The organism is Streptomyces sp. NPDC040432, from assembly GCF_055595445.1.
Genome location: NZ_JBVIVP010000034.1, coordinates 45,389 through 65,158 on the forward strand (window position 1 = coordinate 45,389; position 19,770 = coordinate 65,158).

Annotated in this window: 16 protein-coding genes; 11 read left to right on the forward strand and 5 right to left on the reverse strand. The window is 74.4% G+C overall.

Translation table 11 applies throughout. The features are described from left to right. Positions 1 to 88 precede the first annotated feature (88 nt). Both ACZ58N_RS36690 and ACZ58N_RS36695 read left to right on the forward strand, forming a co-directional pair. On the forward strand, positions 89 to 1,555 hold the full coding sequence (locus tag ACZ58N_RS36690) for a peptidoglycan recognition protein family protein (protein WP_471169259.1): 1,467 nt from the start codon (positions 89 to 91) through the stop codon (positions 1,553 to 1,555). Positions 1,556 to 2,399: 844 nt separating this feature from the next. Then, positions 2,400 to 3,392 carry a DNA-3-methyladenine glycosylase family protein gene (locus tag ACZ58N_RS36695; RefSeq protein ID WP_471169262.1) on the forward strand — a complete coding sequence of 331 codons (993 nt, stop codon included), beginning with the start codon at positions 2,400 to 2,402 and terminating at the stop codon, positions 3,390 to 3,392. On the opposite strand, the gene ACZ58N_RS36700 is transcribed toward ACZ58N_RS36695, so the two are convergent. From ACZ58N_RS36700 to ACZ58N_RS36710, 3 genes are read right to left on the reverse strand one after another with little or no spacing between them, the layout of a single operon-like run. Next, positions 3,389 to 4,684 carry a coenzyme F420-0:L-glutamate ligase gene (locus tag ACZ58N_RS36700; RefSeq protein WP_471169264.1) on the reverse strand — a complete coding sequence of 432 codons (1,296 nt, stop codon included), beginning with the start codon at positions 4,682 to 4,684 and terminating at the stop codon, positions 3,389 to 3,391. The two genes, ACZ58N_RS36695 and ACZ58N_RS36700, sit on opposite strands and share 4 nt — an antisense overlap. Beyond that, positions 4,681 to 5,640 carry a 2-phospho-L-lactate transferase gene (gene cofD, locus ACZ58N_RS36705; RefSeq protein ID WP_471169267.1) on the reverse strand — a complete coding sequence of 320 codons (960 nt, stop codon included), beginning with the start codon at positions 5,638 to 5,640 and terminating at the stop codon, positions 4,681 to 4,683. Before cofD ends, ACZ58N_RS36700 begins: the two co-directional genes overlap by 4 nt. 12 nt (positions 5,641 to 5,652) lie before the next feature. Next, on the reverse strand, positions 5,653 to 6,207 hold the full coding sequence (locus ACZ58N_RS36710; RefSeq protein WP_471169269.1) for a cupin domain-containing protein: 555 nt from the start codon (positions 6,205 to 6,207) through the stop codon (positions 5,653 to 5,655). A 640-nt stretch (positions 6,208 to 6,847) separates the two neighbouring features. On the opposite strand from ACZ58N_RS36710, the gene ACZ58N_RS36715 reads away from it, so the two are divergent. From ACZ58N_RS36715 to ACZ58N_RS36725, 3 genes are all read left to right on the forward strand, one after another. Next, entirely contained in the window at positions 6,848 to 7,111 is a 264-nt protein-coding gene (locus ACZ58N_RS36715) for a WhiB family transcriptional regulator (protein ID WP_003983763.1), read from the forward strand. A 216-nt stretch (positions 7,112 to 7,327) separates the two neighbouring features. Continuing rightward, positions 7,328 to 10,885, forward strand: coding sequence for a glycosyltransferase (locus ACZ58N_RS36720; RefSeq protein ID WP_471169271.1), 3,558 nt, complete (start codon positions 7,328 to 7,330; stop codon positions 10,883 to 10,885). Beyond that, positions 10,882 to 12,366, forward strand: a complete 1,485-nt coding sequence (locus tag ACZ58N_RS36725) for a DUF5719 family protein (protein ID WP_471169273.1) — start codon at positions 10,882 to 10,884, stop codon at positions 12,364 to 12,366. Before ACZ58N_RS36720 ends, ACZ58N_RS36725 begins: the two co-directional genes overlap by 4 nt. A 128-nt stretch (positions 12,367 to 12,494) precedes the next feature. Here ACZ58N_RS36725 and ACZ58N_RS36730 read toward each other — a convergent pair whose 3' ends face one another. Then, complete coding sequence (locus tag ACZ58N_RS36730) at positions 12,495 to 12,971, reverse strand: metallopeptidase family protein (protein WP_471169276.1); 477 nt, start codon at positions 12,969 to 12,971, stop codon at positions 12,495 to 12,497. A 157-nt stretch (positions 12,972 to 13,128) separates the two neighbouring features. Between ACZ58N_RS36730 and ACZ58N_RS36735 the strand changes: the two genes are divergently transcribed. The 6 genes from ACZ58N_RS36735 (at position 13,129) to ACZ58N_RS36760 (ending at position 18,789) form a co-directional block, all read left to right on the forward strand. Beyond that, positions 13,129 to 13,566, forward strand: coding sequence for a DUF3499 domain-containing protein (locus tag ACZ58N_RS36735; RefSeq protein ID WP_471169279.1), 438 nt, complete (start codon positions 13,129 to 13,131; stop codon positions 13,564 to 13,566). Between the two features lie 79 nt (positions 13,567 to 13,645). Further along, positions 13,646 to 15,016 carry a phosphomannomutase/phosphoglucomutase gene (locus ACZ58N_RS36740; protein WP_471169281.1) on the forward strand — a complete coding sequence of 457 codons (1,371 nt, stop codon included), beginning with the start codon at positions 13,646 to 13,648 and terminating at the stop codon, positions 15,014 to 15,016. A gap of 149 nt (positions 15,017 to 15,165) precedes the next feature. Continuing rightward, entirely contained in the window at positions 15,166 to 15,351 is a 186-nt protein-coding gene (locus ACZ58N_RS36745) for a Trm112 family protein (protein ID WP_471169284.1), read from the forward strand. An 89-nt stretch (positions 15,352 to 15,440) separates the two neighbouring features. Further along, positions 15,441 to 16,574: an SIS domain-containing protein gene (locus tag ACZ58N_RS36750; RefSeq protein ID WP_471169287.1), complete on the forward strand. Its 1,134-nt coding sequence runs from the start codon at positions 15,441 to 15,443 to the stop codon at positions 16,572 to 16,574. Positions 16,575 to 16,620: 46 nt separating this feature from the next. Further along, complete coding sequence (manA, locus tag ACZ58N_RS36755) at positions 16,621 to 17,778, forward strand: mannose-6-phosphate isomerase, class I (RefSeq protein ID WP_471169290.1); 1,158 nt, start codon at positions 16,621 to 16,623, stop codon at positions 17,776 to 17,778. Positions 17,779 to 17,853: 75 nt separating this feature from the next. Next, positions 17,854 to 18,789 (forward strand): cation diffusion facilitator family transporter, encoded by a 936-nt coding sequence (locus ACZ58N_RS36760; protein WP_471169293.1) that lies wholly within the window; start codon positions 17,854 to 17,856, stop codon positions 18,787 to 18,789. Positions 18,790 to 18,871: 82 nt separating this feature from the next. On the opposite strand, the gene lepB is transcribed toward ACZ58N_RS36760, so the two are convergent. Further along, complete coding sequence (gene lepB / locus ACZ58N_RS36765) at positions 18,872 to 19,630, reverse strand: signal peptidase I (protein ID WP_471169296.1); 759 nt, start codon at positions 19,628 to 19,630, stop codon at positions 18,872 to 18,874. Between the last annotated feature and the right edge of the window lie 140 nt (positions 19,631 to 19,770).

A 19,770-nucleotide genomic window follows, 5' to 3' on the forward strand; every position in this document is an offset into this window, starting at 1 on the left:
CGTCCAGGGGAGGCGGCCCCGGCCGCCATCGGACGGATCGTCAGTTCTCCGATGGCGGTTCGTGGTGACTGAGTTCAGCATCGCTTCCATGCGTGGATTCCTTGCTTCCTCGATCGGCGTCGCGACGGCTGCCGCACTGGTCCTGCCGCTCGCCCTCACCACTCCGGCCCTGGCCGCTCAGTCCGGCACGGTCGTCCCCGAGACCCCAGCCGGGTCCACCCAGTCGCTGCCGCTCGTCCCGCTGGGACCCTCGGCCGGCCGGATCCCCGGCGTCCCCGGCATGAGCGCCTCGCCCGGGCTGCCCGAAACGCGGGACCTGCCCGAAACGCAGGGCCTCGACGCCCCCGAGGTCGAGACGTTCTCCCTGGTCGGAATCGTCTGGGACGACGCCGCCACCCAGCTCCACGGGGTCGTCCAGGTCCGCACCCGCTCCGTGGAAACGGCCGCCTGGTCCGACTGGCAGGACGTGGAGACCCACAACGGCGAACACGCCGCCGACCCCGACGCGGCGGAACGCGGCTCCGGCCGCGTCCGCGGCAGCACCGCACCCCTGTGGGTCGGACCGTCCGACGGCGTCGAGGTACGGGTCCAGGCGGAAGCCGGCGCGCGGGCCGACGCGGGGGCCGGCGGGGCGGGCACCCGGGCCGCGTCCCACCGCCTTCCCTCCGGCATGCGCATCGAACTCGTCGACCCCGGGGCGGACCGGCCGCCCACGGTCGTCGACGGCAAGAACGGCATGCCCGGCGGGGTCGGGGGCCGCCCCGTCGAGGACGACAAGGGCCAGGTGGGAGCCCTGCCCGGCATGACCATGGAAATGACGGAATCCTCCTCCGCCAACCTTCCGCACGCCCCCCTCGGCGCCACCGAGATCGTCGCCCTCGACAAGGCCGACTCCACCGCCGACGCGATCCTCGCCGGGGAGGGCACGATCGGGAAGGCCGCCCCCTACATCGGGCCGCGCCCGCGCATCGTCACCCGGCAGGGCTGGGGCGCCGACGAGAGCCTGCGCGAGAAGGGCTTCGTCTACACGAACACCGTCAAGGCCGCCTTCGTCCACCACAGCGCCTCCGGCAACAACTACGCCTGCAAGGACGCCCCCGCGGTGCTGCGCAGCCTGTACCGCTACCACGTGGTCAGCAGCGGCTGGCGGGACGTCGGCTACAACTTCGCCGTCGACAAGTGCGGGACCGTCTACGAGGGGCGTGCCGGCGGGGTCGCCAAGGCCGTCCTCGGCGCGCACACCATGGGCTTCAACACGGACAGCATGGGCATCGCGGTGATCGGCTCCTACTCGACCACGGCCCCGCCGGCGCCCGCCGTCAACGCGGTCGCGCAGCTCACGGCGTGGAAGCTGGGCCTGTTCGGGGTGGACCCGCGGGCCAAGGCCACCCTGAAGTCGGGTGGCGGCAACCTGTACAAGAAGGGCAGCAACGTCAAGCTGAACGTCATCTCGGGCCACCGCGACGGCTTCGCGACGGAGTGCCCGGGTCGGCTGTTGTACGGGCAGCTGCCGCCGACGCGGACGTCGTCGGCGAAACTCCAGGGCCGCCCTTGACCTGGCCGGTCGGTGCTTGGGGTCGGGGTCGGGGCCTTGGCCGGGGTGGTGGCTGCGGGTGGGTCGGGGCCGGTGCCGGGGTGGGGTGTCGTCCGGGACGGGCATGATTTATGGCGCCCTGTCCGGGGCTGCGTGGGTGGCGGCGGTACCGGGCGCCAACAAATCACGTTTTAGTCCCTGACGACACCCCACCCCGTCCCCGTCCCCGACCCGCGGCACCAGCGCCGTACCGGTACCGGGCTGCTCCTGCTTCGCAGTACCGTCCCGCCGTCCCGGCCTGCCTCGCCGTGCTGCTCTGCCGTACCGGCCTGCCCTTGCCTCGCAGTACCGTCCCGCCGTACCGTCCCGCCGTACCGGCCTGCCGCCTCGCAGTACCGTCCCGCCGTACCGGCCTGCCGCCTCGCGGTACCGTCCCGCCGTACCGGCCTGCCGCGCCGCGGTACCGCGCTGTGCTGCCGTCCCGGCCCGCCGTGCTACCCCAGGCTCACCGCATCCTCCAGCCCCACAGCCCCACCGCGTCCTCCGGCCTTGCCGGACACCCCTACCTCGCTGCACCATCCAGCCCCGCCGGCGTTTGAGGCGCGGGGTCCGGGGCGGAGCCCCGGGGGTTTGCAGTGTTGGCCCCGGGTCTGCGGGCCGTCCGGTCCCGCTGCACTATCCAGCCTCGCCGGCGTTTGAGGCGCGGGGTCGGGGCGGAGCCCCGGGGGCCTGCGCCGGACCCGGCTTTACGGTTCGGGCCCGCCGTACATCCAGCCCCGCCGGCGTTTGAGGCGCGGGGCGGAGCCCCGGGGGTCGGGGCGGTGCGGGACCCGGGCGGGGCCCGGCCAGGGGATAGGCTCGGGGGGTGGCCTCACCCCGGGAACCCGTGACGCGTGCCGGCGTGCGCGGCGGCCGTACCGCCGTCCCGCAGGGCCCCGGCACGCCGGCCGGAGCCGGCTCCAGGACGCGGACCTGGGCACCCGGAGCCCCGCTGGACCTCGGGCTCGTCCTCGGCCCGTTGCGCCGCGGCCCCGCCGATCCCACCTTCCGCACCACCCCCGACGGCTCCGTGTGGCGGGCGACCCGGACCCCCGACGGCCCCGCCACCCTCAGGGTGGCCCTCCGCGGGGACACGGTGGAGGCCGAGGCGTGGGGTCCGGGTGCCGACCGGGTCCTCGCGGGGCTCCCCGAACTGCTCGGCGCCGGTGACGACCCGGCCGCGTTCGTGCCCCGCCACCGGCTCCTGCACGCCAGTCACCGCCGCCGCCCGGGGCTCCGCCTGACCCGGACCGGCCTGGTCCTGGAGTCGCTGGTGCCGACCGTGCTGGAGCAGAAGGTCACCTCCGACGAGGCGTACCGCGCCTGGCGCCGGCTGGTGCGCCAGCACGGGGAGCCCGCACCCGGGCCGCTCGACATGTACGTGATGCCCGACGCCCGCAGCTGGGCGCTGATCCCCTCCTGGGACTGGCACCGGGCGGGGGTCGACGCCAAGCGGTCGGCGACCATCGTGCGGGCCGCCCGGGTGGCCGCCCGGCTGGAGGAGGCCGCCGCGATGGAGTTGCCGGAGGCGGTGCGCCGGTTGGAGGCCGTGCCCGGCATCGGCCCGTGGACCTCGGCGGAGACGCTCCAGCGCAGCAACGGCGCCCCCGACGCGGTGACCACGGGCGACCTGCACCTGCCGGGGATCGTCGGCTACGCCCTGACGGGCGACCGGGACGCCGACGACGCCGTCATGCTGGAGCTCCTCGCCCCGTACGCGGGCCAGCGTCATCGTGCGGCCCGTCTGATCCTGCTGGCGGGCCGGACCCCGCCGCGCCGGACCCCGCGCATGCCGCGCGGGGACATCGGCCTGATCTAGCGGACCTCCACGAAGGCATCCACCGGGCGGGCCGGGCGGTCGCGGGGCGGTTCGGCGGCGTGGCCCACGGCCACCGCCCCCATCGGGTCCCAGTGCTCGGGCAGGCCGAGCACCTTGCGGACGACGTCCCGGCAGAACATCGTCGAGGACACCCAGGCCGAGCCGAGCCGTTCCCCGGCCAGTGCGACGAGGAAGTTCTGCACGCCGGCGCCCATGGCGACGACGAACATCTCCCGCTCGGCCGCGTCCCGGCGGGCGTGCCCGTAGTCGTGGGCCCCGTCGGTGACCATGCAGGGGACGACGAGGTACGGCGCGGCCCGCAGCACGTCGCCGCGCTTGATCCGGCGGGTGATGGACTCGGGCGACTTGCCGTCGCGGCGGAGGTCCTCGATCCAGGCGTCGCGCATCGCGTCGAGGAGTTCCAGGCGGGCGCCCGCCGACTCCAGGAGCACGAACCGCCACGGCGTCGTGTGGTGCGGGGCCGGGGCGGTGACGGCGGCGGCCACGGCCCGCCGGACCGCGCCGGGGTCCACGGGCTCGTCGGTGAAGGCCCGTACGGTGCGCCGCTGGGTGACGGCCTCCCGTACGGCTTCGGAGGTCCCCAGTCGGAACATGTCGTCGGCCGGGGCGCGGACGAGGTCCCGGGCGGTGGGGCCGTCGCCGAGCACGTGGCCCAGGCCGCGGACGACGGCGACGGGCAGTCCGGCGGCTTTGCCCTTGACGAGGTCACCGGCGGCGGCGAGTTCGTCGGCGGTGGCCACGACGGTCGCGCCGAGCGGGTTGCCGTGGGCGTCGGTGCCGCCGCGCAGGTCGTCCAGGACCCGTACGCCGGCGGCGCCGATGGCGACGTCGGTCAGTCCGGTGCGCCAAGGGCGTCCGAAGGTGTCGGTGACGATGACGCCGACGTCCACGGACAGGGCCGCGCGCAGTCCCTCGCGGATCGTGGCGGCGGAGGCGTCGGGGTCCTCGGGCAGCAGCAGGACGGTTCCGGGGGCGGTGTTGGAGGCGTCGACGCCGGCGGCGGCCATGACGAGGCCCTGCCGGTTCTCGACGACGCGCAGGGCGCCCCGCCGGGCGACGACCCGGACGGTTTCGGCGTCGATGGCCTCCTCGCGGGAGGAGGCCCGGGTGATGCGGCCCTCCGCCTTGGAGACGATCTTCGAGGTGACGAGGAGGACGTCTCCGTCGCGCAGGCCCGGGAACGCGGCGGCGATCAGCGCCGCCAGGTCGTCACCGGGGCGTACCTCGGGGATTCCGGGGACGGCGACGACCTCGTACGAGGGAACGGTCACCGGGAGGACTCCGCCAGTTCGAGGGCCGCCCGGGCCATGGCGGCGGTCGCTTCGAGGTCGGTCATCATCAGCGGGACGGCGCGGCAGGTGATGCCGGCGGCCTCGACGTCGGCGACGGCCCGCGCGTCGGCGGTGTCGACGAGCCAGCCGTCGAGCAGCCCGGTGCCGTAGTGCAGGGCGACGGCCGCGGCGGTGGACTCGACGCCGACGGCGGCGAGGACCTTGTCGGCCATGCCGCGCACGGGGGCGCCCCCGACGATGGGGGAGAGGCCGACGACGGGGGCGTCGGCCGCGGCCACGGCCTCGCGGATGCCGGGTACGGCGAGGATGGTGCCGACGGAGACGACCGGGTTGGACGGCGGGAAGAGGATGACGTCGGCGGCGGCGATGGCCTCCAGGACGCCGGGTGCGGGCTTGGACCGTTCGGCGCCGACGGGTACGACGGCCTCGGCGTCCAGCGAGGCGCGCAGCCGGACCCAGTACTCCTGGAAGTGGATGACGCGGCGTTCGCCGGTTTCCGGGTCGGTGACGGCCACGTGGGTCTCGACGCGGTCGTCGGACATGGGCAGCAGCCGGACGCCGGGCTGCCAGCGGTCGCAGAGGGCTTCGGTGACGGCGCTGAGCGGGTAGCCCGCGTCGAGCATCTGCGTGCGGACGATGTGGGTGGCGAAGTCGCGGTCGCCGAGGCCGAACCAGGCGGGTCCGACGCCGTAGGCGGCGAGTTCCTCCTTGACGGTGAAGGACTCGTCGGTGCGGCCCCAGCCCTGGTCCTCGTTGATGCCACCGCCGAGGGTGTACATCACCGTGTCCAGATCGGGGCACACCTTGAGCCCGAACAGGTGAATGTCGTCACCGGTGTTGCCGATGACCGTGATGTCCGCGTCGGGGACCGCGACCTTGAGGCCGCGCAGGAAACGGGCGCCGCCGATGCCGCCGGCCAGAACAACAATGCGCATGCCGGCAGTCTGTCAGGCGGTGACCTGCTCCTGGTGGGCCGGGGAGCAGCTGTGCATCGGCATCTCGGTCAGGCCGGGGAAGTAGACGTGCAGGCTGACCGCTCCTTCGAGGGTGTCGTTGACGACCTCGTGGGCGTAGCCGGGGGCGAAGACGCGCTGGGATCCGGGGCCGAGGGCGAGCGGGCCGCGCGCGCTGTGCTCGGTGAGTTCGCCGTCGAGGACGGTCAGGACGCCGGAGGAGCCGCCGTGGCCGTGGAGGCCGCTGCCCTGGCCGGGTACCCAGCTGAGCAGCCAGATCTCGTAGCCGGGGCCGGTGCGCAGGCGGTGGTACCAGCGGGTGGTGGCGTCGTACTGGACGAGGTGTTCCCAGCCGGCGCGGTCGGCGGCGATGGAGCGGGCGAGGCCGACGAACTCGGCGATGGTGGCCGGGTGCTCGCGGGCGGGCTGGAGGAGGTGCTGGACGGCGAGGATGTCGCCGGCGATCTGGAGGTCGCTCTCGACGGGGGCCGGGGTGGTGGGGGCCACGGCGGTGGGGGCGACGGTGAGGGGTGCGGCTGCGCTGTTCATCGTGGGGGTTCCTCGACGGATGTCAGTCGTGCGGGGCGGTTGCTGTGGGGGAGCCGGTGCTCAACGGGAGCCGGAGCTCCTGGGGCATCAACAGCTGCAACAGCAACAGCGAACCTGGGCAGCGCGCAGGAACCCACGAATGGGGGTCCGGGTGGCGGCTGCGGGCGCTGACATGAGGACAAGGAGAACGGGGGAAGGGTCGGACTGTCAACCCAATGTCCGTTTTAAGGGAAAAGTTTCACCTCATCCGGTTACCGTGCGCGGAGAAAGGTTTGTGCAGTCCGCGCCAGGGGATGTGCCGCTCCAGTACCGCCGAAACCGCCCTCAAACCCACCCCCTCGACTCGTGACCGGAATGTGATCCGCGCCGCATGTTCGGTGGAATCGCAACCCCTCCTTCGGAGTGACGCGTCGATCAAGGGGCAAGAGCGCAACATTGTGGTGCCCGTGCCTTGTGTCACGATTTTTGGCGATATGAACACTTTCTGCATAGGCTTGGTTCCGCAGAGTGAATAAGGGGCCCAATAGCAGATCCCGGCTTGACTGCGCAGGAGCCACACACTTGTAATTTCACTCGTGTCGTTACGTAGCTATCAGTGACGACAACACCACGGGGACGCACAGAAGAGCGAGGGGCGCACATGACCGAGCTGTTTCAGGAACTGCTGGTCGAGGAGGCGGACGAGGAGCTCGGATGGCAGGAGCGCGCTCTGTGCGCCCAGACCGACCCCGAGTCCTTCTTTCCCGAGAAGGGCGGCTCGACCCGCGAGGCCAAGAAGGTCTGCCTCGCCTGCGAAGTCCGCTCCGAATGTCTTGAGTACGCCCTCGCCAACGACGAGCGATTCGGCATCTGGGGCGGCCTCTCGGAGCGCGAGCGGCGCCGCCTGAAAAAGGCAGCGGTCTGAACCCCCCGGAGCACGGCCGGCCGGGCACCCGCAGCGCCACCGACTCCATATCGAACCGCACCACCCGCAGGACGTCAGCAGAGCAAACGGTCCGCCTCCCGCACCTTCCCCGCAGGAGGCGGACCGTCGTCTTTCCAGCCGTTAGTGTGGGGCGCTGTCCAGCAGCCTCCGAGGGCACAACACCCCCGGATCCCCGGCCGGAGGGCCCGTACCGCGATGTCCCTGCACAGCAACTCGACGGCCTCCCACCGGCCGGACGCCACCCCCGAGTTCCCCCGGCACGTCGTCACCGCGGTCCTCGTCGCCCACGACGGAGCCCGCTGGCTGCCCCGGACCCTCGCCGGCCTCCTCGCCCAGGAACGCCCCGCGCAGAACCACGTCGCCGCCGACACCGGAAGCGCCGACGAATCCGTCCGGCTGCTCACCGAGGCCCTCGGCCGCGACCGCGTCCTGCACCTCGCCCGCCGCACCGGCTTCGGCGCCGCCGTCGACGAAGCGGCCCGCACCGCCGGCGTCCTGACGCCCGAGGACCTCCCCTACCTCAAGCGCCCCAGCGGCTGGGACCCCGTCAGCCGCACCTGGCGCGACGACGCCTACGACCTCCCCGAACACCCCCACGGCGAACCCGTCCAGTGGCTCTGGCTGCTCCACGACGACAGCGCGCCCGAACCCGACGCCCTGACCGAACTCCTGCGCGTCGCCGACGACAACCCCGAGGCCGCCGTCATCGGCCCCAAACTGCGCGGCTGGTACGACAGCAGGCAACTCCTCGAAGCGGGCGTCACCATCGCCCGCGGCGGACGCCGCTGGACCGGCCTCGACCGCCGGGAACAGGACCAGGGCCAGCACGACCGGGTCCGCCCCGTCCTCTCCGTCTCCACCGCCGGCATGCTCGTGCGCCGCGACGCGTACGACGCCCTCGGCGGCTTCGACCGGCGGCTGCCCCTCATGCGCGACGACGTCGACCTCTGCTGGCGCGCCCACAGCGCCGGCTTCGGCGTCCTCGTAGCCCCCGACGCCGTCCTGCGCCACGCCGAGGCCGCCGCCCGCGAACGCCGCACCGTCGACTGCGCCGGCCGCTCCGCCGTCGGCGCCCACCGCGTCGACAAGGCCGGCGCCGTCCACACCGTGTTGGCCAACGCCTCCGGCCGCGCCCTGCCCTACGTCCTGCTCCGCCTCCTCGTCGGCACCCTCCTGCGCACCCTCGGCTACCTCGTCGGCAAGGCCCCCGGCCAGGCCGTCGACGAGATCACCGGGCTGCTCGCCACCCTGCTCCGGCCCGGCCGCGTCCTGGCCGCCCGCAAGGCCCGCCGCAAGCCCGCCGTCCCCGCCGCCGAACTGCGCCCCCTCTTCCCGCCCCCCGGCGCCTCCCTGCGCGCCCATGCCGAACAATTCCTCGGGTACCTCGGCTCCGACCGCGACACCGACCGGCCGGCCGCCGGCCGCCACGGCGGCGCCGGGCCCGGCTCCGACGACGCCCACCACCCGGAGCCCGCCCCCGCGGGCCTCCTCCGACGGGCGGCCCGCAACCCGGCCCCCGTCCTGTTCGCCCTGCTCCTGTTCGTCTCCCTCGTCGCCTGCCGCGCCCTCCTCGGCGGCGGATCCCTCAGCGGCGGCGCCCTGCTCCCCGCCCCCGGTAGCGGCCTCGACCTGTGGCGCGGCTACACCGGCGACTGGCAGCCCGCCGGCATCGGCACCACCGCCGTCGCCCCGCCCTACCTCGCCGTCCTCGGCGGCCTCTCCGTCCTGCTGTTCGACTCGACCAGGGCCGCGCTGACCCTCCTCCTCGTCTGCTCCGTCCCGCTCGCCGGACTCACCGCCTACTTCGCGTCCCGGCCGCTCGTCGCATCCCGACTGCTGCGCGCCTGGGCCGCCGTCGCCTACGCCTTCCTCCCCGCCGTGACCGGCGCCCTCGCCGGCGGCCGCCTCGGCACCGCCGTCCTCGCCGTCCTGCTCCCGCTCATCGCCCGCTCGGCAGTGGCCGCCGCCGGCTTCACCGACGGCCCCGGGGGCGCCGGCCCGCAGGGCGGCCGGCGCGCGCTGTGGACCTACACCCTGCTGCTGACCCTGGCCACCGCCTTCACCCCCGTCGTGTGGCCGCTCGCCGCGGTCCTCGGGGCCGCGGGCCTGCTGGTGCGCCGCGCCCGCCGCACGACGTACGCCCTGCGGCTCCTCGTCACCCTCGTCGTACCGCTCCTCGTCCTCGCCCCCTGGTCCCTGGGCCTGCTCACCCACCCCGGTCGCTTCCTCGACGAGGCCGGGCTGCCCGACACGGGCAGCGCCGCCGGGCCCCTCGACCTCCTCGCCGCCCATCCGGGCGGGCCCGGCACCGGCACCGCCCTGCTGTTCGCCGGCGCCGTCCTGGCCGCCCTCGCCGCCCTGCTCCGCGCCGACCGTCGGTTCGCCGTCGCCACCGCCTGGACCGTCGCCCTCGCCGGGCTGCTGCTGGCCGTGGTCCTGAACCGCGGCGGCTGGGCCGGCCCCGGCAGCCTCGTCCAGGGACTCGGCATCCTCGCCGCCGCGGCCGTCGGCGCCGACGGCGCCCGCGAACGGGTCGCCTCCCGCAGCTTCGGCTGGCGCCAGCCGCTCGCCGCGCTCGTCGCGCTCGCCGCCGCCGCCGGACCGCTGTGCGCCGCCGCCGTGTGGGGCGCGGCCGGCGCCGACGGACCGCTGCGGCGCCGCGACCCCGTGCAGGTCCCCGCGGTCGTCGCGGAGCAGTCCGCCGACAGCAACCGCACCCGCACCCTGGTCCTCGGCGGCGACTCGCCCGCCACCGTCTCCTACACCCTGGTGCGGGGCTCCGGCGCCCGCCTGGGCGACGCCGAGCTCCTCGCCGCCGCAGGCGGCGAACCCCGCCTCGCCAAGGCCGTCGCCGGCCTGGTCTCCGGCTCCGGCGCCAACCACTCCGAACAACTCGGCGCCTTCGCCGTCCGCTACGTGATGATCCCGGCCGGTGGCCCCGAGCGGATGCGCCGCGTCCTCGACGGCACCCCCGGCCTCAAGCAGCGCCACCAGGAGGACGGCACCGCCCTCTGGGAGGTCCAGCGGCTGCCCGCCCGCGTCACCGTCCTCGACGGCAAGGAGGGCCGGACCCCGATCGCCGTCGACGCCGGCCCCGTCGAGGCCCACGCCAAGATCCCGGCCGGCGAGGAGGGCCGCACCCTGCGCGTCGCCGACCGGGCCGACCCGGGCTGGCGGGCCACCCTCGACGGGAAGCCCCTCACCCCCACCACCCTCGACGGTTGGGCCCAGGGCTTCGAACTGCCCCGCGAAGGCGGCCGTCTCGACCTCGTCCACGAGGACTCCCTCACCCGCGACGCCTGGCACTGGGCGCAGGGCCTGCTCGCCCTCGTCCTGCTCGTCATGGCCCTCCCGGGTCGCCGCGCCCGCCTCGACGACGACCTCCCCGACGAGGACGCCATGGTCGGGGCGGCCGTCGGCACCGGCCCGGCCGGGCCGGGCGAGGGCCGCCGCGCCCGCCGGCTGCGCGCCGGGGCCGGGCCCGGCGCGCAGCCGGCGCCGGCCGAAGCGGTCGCCGACCCGTACGCCCGGATCCCGGCGCAGCCGGTGTACGGGGAGGAGACGTACGCCTACGACGCGCCCCAGCCGTACGACGAGCAGCAGCCCGGGCCGTACCAGGAGTACGCCGAGCCGTACCCGCAGCCCCCGTTCCCGCAGCAACAGCAACAGCAGCCCCACCCGTACGAGTACGACCAGCGGTACGACACCTACGGACAGCACGAGCCGCGTCCGGACGGGAGCCCCCAGCAGTGAAGCAGCGCGCCCTCCTGACGCCGGCGGCGGTGACGCTGGCGCTGGCCACCCTCACCGGACTGGCCTTCCTGACCGCCCCCGCCCCGGCCCCGGCCGCCGCGGCCCGGCAGGAGGCCGCCTCCCGCATGCCGGTCGAGCGGTCCCTGCTGGTGTGCCCCGCGCCCAGTTCCTCGGACATCGCCGAGACCGCCTACACCTCCCTCACCCCGGGCAAGCCCGGCGGACACGGCTCGGCCCGGCTGCTGACCAAGGACGGCAAGGCCGTCCTGGAACCGAAGGAGCCCGGCAGGCCCGTCGGAGCGACCGCCTCCGGCGCCGAGGCCCCCGCGTTGACGGGAGTCGCCGAAGGGGTCCTGGCACCCGGCTGGACCGCCCAGCAGACCACCAAGGTCTCCGTCGGCCAGGCCCGCGGCCTGCTCGGCGTGACCTGCACCGCGCCCGGCACCGACTTCTGGTTCCCCGGCGTCAGCACCGCCAAGGGCCGTCAGGACTACGTCCACCTCACCAACCCGGACGACACCGTCGCCGAGGTCGACATCAAGCTGTACGGCCCCGAAGGGCTGGTGAAGGGCAAGCCGGGGACCGCCGACACCGTCATCGCCGTCGAACCCCGCTCCACGGTGAAGGTCCTGCTGTCCTCCCTCGCGCAGGAGGCCCATCTGGCCTCCGTCACCGCCCACGTGACGACCAGTTCGGGCCGGGTCGGCGCCTTCGCGCAGGTCGCCGAGGACGGCGTGGGCGCCGACTGGCTCCCCGCCTCCGCCGGCCCGGCGGGCAGCCTCGTCCTGCCGGGCATTCCCGCGGACGCCACCTCCGTCCGGCTCGTCGCCTTCGCCCCCGGCGAGGAGGACGCCGACCTCGACGTGCGACTGGCCGGGCCGACCGGCCCGATCAGCCCCGCGGGCAACGAACAACTGCACCTCAAGGCCGGCATGACGGCGAGCGTCGACCTGGGCGACGTCACGCGCGGCGAGGCGGGCTCGTTCCTGCTGACCCCGACGGACCCGAAGAAGGCCGTACCGGTGGTCGCGGCCCTGCGCGTGGTCCGCGGCACCGGCACGAAGCAGGAGCTCGGCTTCATCCCGGCCGGCGCCCCCGTCGGCGCGCGGGCGACCGTCGCGGACAACCGGTCCGACTCCACCGACCGGGCGACCGCGCCGGCCCTCACCGCCGTCGGCGCCGACGCGAAGGTCCGGATGACGGCCTCGCCGGGAACCGAGGGAGGCACGCAGGAGGTCCGGGAGTTCACCGTCAAGGCGGGCACCACCCTCGCCGTGACCCCACCGCCCGTCCCCTCGGGCGGCAAGGGCTCCTACGCCCTGACCATCGAAACCCTCTCCGGTGGGCCCGTCCACGCGGCCCGCACCCTGAGCGTGCCGCACGAGGGGATCCCGATGTTCACCGTGCAGACGTTCTCCGACGACCAGTCCACGGTCTCGGTCCCGAAGGCCGTCGAGGACCCGTCGATCCTGGTCCGCTGACCGTCCGCCGGCCGTCGGCCGGCCGTCCGTCGGCCCCGCCGAGCCGCCACCGGCTCCGCCGCGCGCCCCGCCCGTCCGGGGCGCGTCCACCGGGTCCCGGACGTCCGCCCGCCCCACCCGGTGCGGGCTCAGTCCTGCCCGTACCGGGGGTCCACCGTCTCCGGCGACAGCCCGAGCAGCTCCGCCACCTGCTCCACCACGATCTCGTGCACCAGCAGCGCCCGTTCGTCCCGCGCCTTGGCCCGGATCTCCACGGGCCGCCGGAACACCACGATCCGCGCCGGCTTCCCGTCGCGGGCCTCGATCAGGCCGCCCAGCGGCACCGCCTCGTCGTTCCAACCGCTCTCCGGACCGCCCGGCGGGCCGGGCACGTCGGCGACGACGAACTCCACCTCGTCCAACTGCGGCCAGCGCCGCTCCAGCCGCTCCACCGAGTCCCGTACGTGATCACCGAACAGCTCCGCCCGACTCGCCGCCAGCGGCACCTGGGGCGGCGCCAACGGCCCGCGCATCCCCCGTCCGTGCCGGTCTCGGCGCCGCGGACCCGGCGCGGGCGGGGTCTCGGCGGAAGGGGTCGGGCGGGGAGGAAGGGCGCTGTCCGTCACCCCCGCAGCGTAGCCCTCGACCCGCCGCCCGGCAGGGCTTCGATCCGGCCACGACCGGGTGTCGCGCCGGCGTCCCGGCCCCGCCGGTACGGCCGGGATCGGGCACCCCCGAGAACGCGAAGCCCCTTGATTCCGGGGCCCGGTGAGCACGACACGGGTGAGTGACCAGCGGGAGAGTCGTCGCGGCCCGGTCAAGAGTGCGGTACCGTCCAACGTCGTGAGCCTTGTACGTCGCTGTTCGCGCACTGCGTGCGGCCGCCCTGCCGTCGCCACACTGACGTACGTCTACGCCGACTCGACCGCAGTTCTCGGCCCGCTCGCCACCTACGCCGAACCCCACTGTTACGACCTGTGCGCCGAGCACTCGGAGCGCCTGACCGCCCCGCGCGGCTGGGACGTCGTGCGCCTTTCGGACGGTTCCGGCCCGTCCCGCCCCAGCGGGGACGACCTCGAAGCGCTGGCCAACGCGGTCCGTGAGGCCGCCCGCCCGCCGGAGCGCCCGGCCGACACCGGCGGCGCCGGCGGTTCCCGCCCGCAGGCACCCGGCGAGACCCGCCGCGGACACCTGCGCGTGCTGCGTTCCCCCGACTCCTGACGGCAGGCTCGTCCGAACAGCGGTTCTCCCCCACAAGGTAGGTTTGCTCCACCGCACAGAACCTTCAGGAGGGCAGGCAGTGGCCGCAGATCTTTCGAACATCGTCAAGGCTTACGACGTACGTGGCGTCGTACCGGACGAGTGGGACGAGCCCCTGGCCGAACTGTTCGGCGCTGCCTTCATCGAGGTCACCGGCGCGACGGCGATCGTCATCGGCCACGACATGCGGCCCTCCTCGCCCGGCCTGTCCGCCGCCTTCGCCCGCGGCGCGGCCGCCCGCGGCGTCGACGTCACCCTGATCGGTCTGTGCTCCACGGACCAGCTGTACTACGCCTCCGGCAAGCTGGACCTGCCCGGTGCCATGTTCACGGCCTCCCACAACCCGGCCCAGTACAACGGCATCAAGCTCTGCCGCGCCGGCGCGGCGCCCGTGGGCCAGGACACCGGCCTCGCCACCATCCGCGAGCTCGCCGAGAAGTGGACCGACGAGGGCGCCCCCGCGATCCCGGCCGGCACCGTCCCGGGCACCGTCGTCGAGCTCGACAGCCTCCCCGGCTACGCCGACCACCTCAAGGGCCTGGTCGACCTCACCGCCATCCGCCCGCTCAAGGTCGTCGTCGACGCGGGCAACGGCATGGGCGGCCACACCGTCCCCACCGTCTTCGAGGGCCTCCCGCTGGACCTCGTTCCGATGTACTTCGAGCTGGACGGGACCTTCCCCAACCACGAGGCCAACCCCCTCGACCCGAAGAACATCGTCGACCTGCAGGCCCGCGTGATCGCCGAGGGCGCCGACCTCGGCCTCGCCTTCGACGGCGACGCCGACCGCTGCTTCGTCGTCGACGAGCGCGGCGAGGGCGTCTCCCCCTCCGCGATCACCGCCCTGGTAGCGGCACGCGAGCTGGCCCGCAACGGCGGCGAGGGCACGATCATCCACAACCTGATCACCTCGTGGTCCGTGCCGGAGGTCGTGCGCGAGAAGGGCGGCACCCCCGTCCGCACCCGCGTCGGCCACTCCTTCATCAAGGCCGAGATGGCCGCCTCCGGCGCCATCTTCGGCGGCGAGCACTCCGCGCACTACTACTTCAAGGACTTCTGGAACGCGGACACCGGCATGCTCGCCGCGCTCCACGTCCTGGCGGCCCTCGGCGGCCAGGAGGGCACCCTCTCCGAGCTGGTCGCCGAATACGACCGCTACGTCGGCTCCGGCGAGATCAACTCGACCGTCGCCGACCAGGCCGGCCGCACCGCCGCCGTCAAGGCCGTCTACGCCGCTCAGGAAGGCATCACCTTCGACGAGCTGGACGGCCTCACGGTCTCCGCCGCCGACTGGTGGTTCAACCTGCGCCCCTCGAACACCGAGCCGCTGCTGCGCCTCAACGTCGAGGCCCGCGACGAGGCCTCCCTGGCCAAGGTCCGCGACGAGGTCCTCGCGCTCGTCCGCGCCTGACCGCACGACCCGCCGACCCCGGGCCCGTCCCACGGGCCCGGGGTCGGGCCCGTGGGACGGCCCGACCGGAGCACCCCTCAGGGCCGCGCCGCGAGTCGGTCGGCGGTACGCTGACCTCGCCCGATCCGCATCCCGAAGGGAACCGCCCCATGCCGCTCGAAGCCGGCCTCCTGGAGATCCTCGCCTGCCCCGCCTGCCACGCGCCCCTTGAGGACAAGTCGGCCGACGAGACGGCACCCGAGCTGATCTGCACCGGCCAGGACTGCGGCCTCGCGTACCCGGTCCGCGACGACATCCCGGTCCTCCTCGTCGACGAGGCCCGCCGCCCCGCCTAGCCGCACCCCGCTCCGCACCCCCCGCGCAGACCGCGGGCGCCGAGACCGGTTCCACCACCCCGGACCCGTCAACACCGCCGGAGGCCGCCATGCTCGACGAGTCACTCCTCGACGCACCGGACGATCTCGCCCGTGCCGACCGCCGCGGCCTGCTCCGCGGCGCAGCCGACGCCGGCGCCAGAGTCCGTACCGCCGTGCGGCACGCGACCGAGGCGGGCCTCACCGACCTGCGGCCCGACGGCCGCCCCCGCGCGGTGCTCATCGCGGGCCCCGGCACCGCGGCCACCGGCGTCGCCGACCTCCTCGGCGCCCTGGCCGGAGCCTCGGCCCCCGTCATCCGGCTCCAGCCGACCGGCGTCGCGCACGCCTCCGGGGCCCTGCGCTGGGCGCTCCCCGGCTGGGCCGGCCCCGTGGACCTGCTGCTGATCGTCACCACCGACGGCACCGAACCCGGCCTCGCCCTCCTCGCCGAGCAGGCCTACCGGCGCGGCAGCAGCGTCGTCGCCGTCGCCCCCGAACGCTCGCCGCTCGGCGAGGCCGTCGACGGCGCGCACGGGGTCCTCGTACCGATGGCCAAGGCCCCGTACCAGGAGTACGACGAGTCCGCAGCGGCCGGCCCCGGCGCCCTCTGGGCGCTGCTCACCCCGCTGCTCGTCCTCCTCGACAAGCTCGGCCTGATCGCCGCCGCCCCCGACTCCCTCCAGCGGGTCGCCGACCGGCTGGACCGCACCGCCGAACGCTGCGGGCCCGCCATCGTCACCTACTCCAACCCGGCCAAGACCCTCGCCACCGAGCTCGCCGACTCCCTCCCGCTCATCTGGAGCGAGGGAGTCGCCGCCGGCCCCGCCGGCCGCCGCTTCGCCGCCGCCCTCGCCGAGCTCGCCGGTCGGCCGGCCATCGCCGCCGAGCTCCCCGAGGCCCTGCCGGCCCACGGAGTCCTGCTCTCCGGATCGTTCGCCGCGGGCGCCGACCCCGATGACTTCTTCCGTGACCGCGTCGAGGAGCCCCGGACCCTCCGCGCCCGCATCGTCCTGCTGCGCGACCGGCCCACCGGCGGACTCACCGCCGCACCGGCCGCGCGCGAGCTCGCCCTCAGCCACGACACGGCCATCAGCGAGCTCGAACCGGAGGAGGGCGGGGAACTGGAACAGCTCGCCGAACTCCTCGCCGTCACGGACTTCGCCACCGCCTACCTGGCGCTGACGAGCCGGGGCCACGGCTGAGGCACGGACCCGTGCCCGCACACACTCCAGATCCAGGAAGACGACGATGGACCGCCTGACGAACACGATCCGCCCCTACGCCTGGGGATCCACCACCGCCATCCCCACCCTCCTGGGGATCGAGCCCACCGGTGAACCGCAGGCCGAGATGTGGATGGGCGCCCACCCCGGCGCCCCCTCCCGCCTGGAGCGCGCGGCGGGCGGCACCACCCTCGCGGACGTCATCGCGGCCGACCCCGAGGGCGAACTCGGCGCCGCGACCGTCGCCAAGTTCGGCCCCCGTCTGCCCTTCCTGCTCAAGATCCTCGCCGCGGGCGCCCCCCTCTCCGTCCAGGTCCACCCCGACCTGGCCCAGGCGAAGGAGGGCTTCGCGGACGAGGAGCGCCGCGGCGTCCCCATCGACGCCGGCCACCGCAACTACAAGGACGCCAACCACAAGCCCGAACTGATCTGTGCGCTCACCCCCTTCGACGGCCTGTGCGGCTTCCGCCCGCCGCTGGAGGCCGCCGAGCTGCTCGAAGGCCTCGGCGTCGACTCCCTCAAGCCGTACGCCGACCTGCTGCGCGCCCACCCGGAGGAGGCCGCGCTGCGCGAGGTCCTCACCGCCGTGCTGACCGCGGACCGCGCCGAGATGGCCCGTACGGTCACCGAGGCCGCGGCCGCCGCCGAACGCCTCGGAGGCCCGTACGCCCCGTACGCGGGCCTCGTCCACGAGTTCCCCGGCGACCCGGGGGTGATCGCGGCCATGATGCTCAACCACGTGCGGCTCCAGCCCGGCGAGGCCATGTTCCTGGGCGCGGGCATCCCGCACGCCTACATCGACGGCCTCGGCGTCGAGCTCATGGCCAACTCGGACAACGTGCTGCGCTGCGGTCTGACGCCCAAGCACGTGGATGTCCCCGAACTGCTCAAGGTCGTCATCTTCGAGCCGAGCGCCCCGGGCATCCTGCGCCCCGAGGCCGACGGCGAGGAGGTCTACGAGACCCCCATCGACGAATTCCGCCTCTCCCGCTTCCTGCTGGCACCCGGCGGCGCCCCCCAGCGCCTCCCCGACGCGACCCCGCAGATCCTGCTCTGCACGGCGGGCGCCCCCAAGGCGGGCGAACTGACCCTCGCGCCCGGGGAGTCGGTCTTCGTCCCGGCGGGCGAAAAGGTCGAACTGTCCGGATCGGGCACCGTCTTCCGTGCCACCGTGGTGATCTGACGTGGCGTCGCCGCCACGATCGCCTGACACAATGTGCCGCCGTAGTCAGTGGCTAGGAAGGGACATCCAGCACCCATGAGCGCGTCGGGCGGTACCAGGGCGATCGTGGCGGCACTCGCCGCCAACCTCGCCATCGCCGTAGCCAAATTCGTGGCATTCCTCTTCAGCGGCTCGTCGTCGATGCTCGCGGAGAGCGTCCACTCGCTGGCCGACTCCGGCAACCAGGGACTGCTGCTCCTCGGCGGCAAGAAGGCCCAGCGCGAGGCGACGCCCCAACACCCCTTCGGGTACGGGCGCGAGCGCTACATCTACGCCTTCCTCGTGTCCATCGTGCTCTTCACCGTCGGTGGCATGTTCGCCATCTACGAGGGCATCGAGAAGATCAACCACCCGCACGCGATCGAGGCCTGGTACTGGCCCGTCGGCGTCCTCGTCTTCGCGATCATCGCGGAGTCGTTCTCCTTCCGCACCGCGATCAAGGAGTCGAACGAGGTCCGCGGCAAGCAGACCTGGAGCCAGTTCATCAAGCGGGCCAAGGCGCCCGAACTGCCCGTCGTCCTGCTGGAGGACCTCGGCGCGCTCATCGGCCTGGTGCTGGCACTCGGCGGCGTCGGCATCGCCCTCGCCACGGGCAACGGCGTCTGGGACGGCATCGGCACCCTCTGCATCGGCATCCTGCTGATCGTCATCGCCATCGTGCTGGCCGCCGAGACCAAGTCGCTGCTGCTCGGTGAAGCCGCCGGTGTCGACGAGGTCGAGAAGATCAAGGCCGCCATCGTCGACGGCGACGTCGTCACCCGCATCATCCACATGCGCACCCTGCACCTCGGCCCCGAGGAACTGCTGGTCGCCGCGAAGATCGCCGTCGAGCACGACGACACCGCGACGGAGGTGGCCAAGGCCATCAACGCCGCCGAGGCCCGCATCCGCGAGGCCGTGCCGATCGCCCGCGTGATCTACTTGGAGCCGGACATCTTCGACCCGGCCGCCGCGACCACCGGCGGCAAGTGACCCGGAACGCACCGCACGCGCGTGAGGGCCCCCGCAGCCGACCGGCCGCGGGGGCCCTCACGCGCGTCCGGCCCCCGCCGGGTTACGACCGGGCGTCCGAGCGCTCCCCGGAGGCCGCGGGCGGGGCGGCCGGCTCCGGGACCACCACCATGTCGGTCGGGGCCGGTGCGGCCACCCGGACCGGAACCACCACGTGCCGCGTGGCCCGCCCCCGCATCCGCCGCGCCACGACGGCCGCCGCGACGGCGAACAGGACCAACAGGCCGCCCGCCACCCGGCCCCACCCGATCAGCAGCGCCCCCGGGTACGCCACGACCCGGGAGACGACCTGGTCCTCCGGCACCGGACCGTTGTTCGCGAACTGAGAGCCGTCCGAGTTCAGCCGGTTGTCGGCCATCAGGAAGACGTGCCCCTTCGGCACCGTCACGTCGAACGCCACCGTGGACGGGTTCTGCCACGGCTCCAGGTACGGCTCGTCCAACGGCTTCCCGTTCAGCACCAGCCGGTACTCGGTGACCTTGCCGCCCGTCCGGTACTGGACGCGGTCCCCTCCGAGCGCCACCACCCGGTTCATCTGCGTCCCGCGCGTGGACCACGGCACGGACGCGAGCACGACGTCACCCCGCCGCAGCGTCCCCGCGGCGACCGGCTCCAGGCGGATGCCGTCCCCGTCGGTCCAGCTCGGCGTCATGGTCCAGCCGACGTGCCTGCTCTCCGTGTACCGCGCGGGCGGAGCCACGGCGTTCGTCACCGTCACCCCCACGAGGACGAGCGTCCCGAGCACGAGCAGGACGATCGCCGCGATCCCGACCCCGCGTCCGCGTACAGGTTTGTGTTCCATTGCGCCCCCTCCGATGACCGGATCGCATCGTAGGTCGACGGGGGCCGGGGGGGGGGGGGGGGGGGGGGGGGGGGGGGGGGGGGGGGGGGGGGGGGGGGGGGGGGGGGGGGGGGGGGGGGGGGGGGGGGGGGGGGGGGGGG

Excerpts from the sequence above, each read along its gene's own strand:
- ACZ58N_RS36690 (WP_471169259.1), top strand. The coding sequence starts at position 89 with ATGCGTGGATTCCTTGCTTCCTCGATCGGCGTCGCGACGGCTGCCGCA.
- cofD (WP_471169267.1), bottom strand. The coding sequence starts at position 5,640 with ATGCGCATTGTTGTTCTGGCCGGCGGCATCGGCGGCGCCCGTTTCCTG.
- ACZ58N_RS36710 (WP_471169269.1), bottom strand. The coding sequence starts at position 6,207 with ATGAACAGCGCAGCCGCACCCCTCACCGTCGCCCCCACCGCCGTGGCC.
- ACZ58N_RS36715 (WP_003983763.1), top strand. The coding sequence starts at position 6,848 with ATGACCGAGCTGTTTCAGGAACTGCTGGTCGAGGAGGCGGACGAGGAG.
- ACZ58N_RS36720 (WP_471169271.1), top strand. The coding sequence starts at position 7,328 with ATGTCCCTGCACAGCAACTCGACGGCCTCCCACCGGCCGGACGCCACC.
- ACZ58N_RS36745 (WP_471169284.1), top strand. The coding sequence starts at position 15,166 with ATGCCGCTCGAAGCCGGCCTCCTGGAGATCCTCGCCTGCCCCGCCTGC.
- ACZ58N_RS36750 (WP_471169287.1), top strand. The coding sequence starts at position 15,441 with ATGCTCGACGAGTCACTCCTCGACGCACCGGACGATCTCGCCCGTGCC.
- manA (WP_471169290.1), top strand. The coding sequence starts at position 16,621 with ATGGACCGCCTGACGAACACGATCCGCCCCTACGCCTGGGGATCCACC.
- ACZ58N_RS36760 (WP_471169293.1), top strand. The coding sequence starts at position 17,854 with ATGAGCGCGTCGGGCGGTACCAGGGCGATCGTGGCGGCACTCGCCGCC.
- lepB (WP_471169296.1), bottom strand. The coding sequence starts at position 19,630 with ATGGAACACAAACCTGTACGCGGACGCGGGGTCGGGATCGCGGCGATC.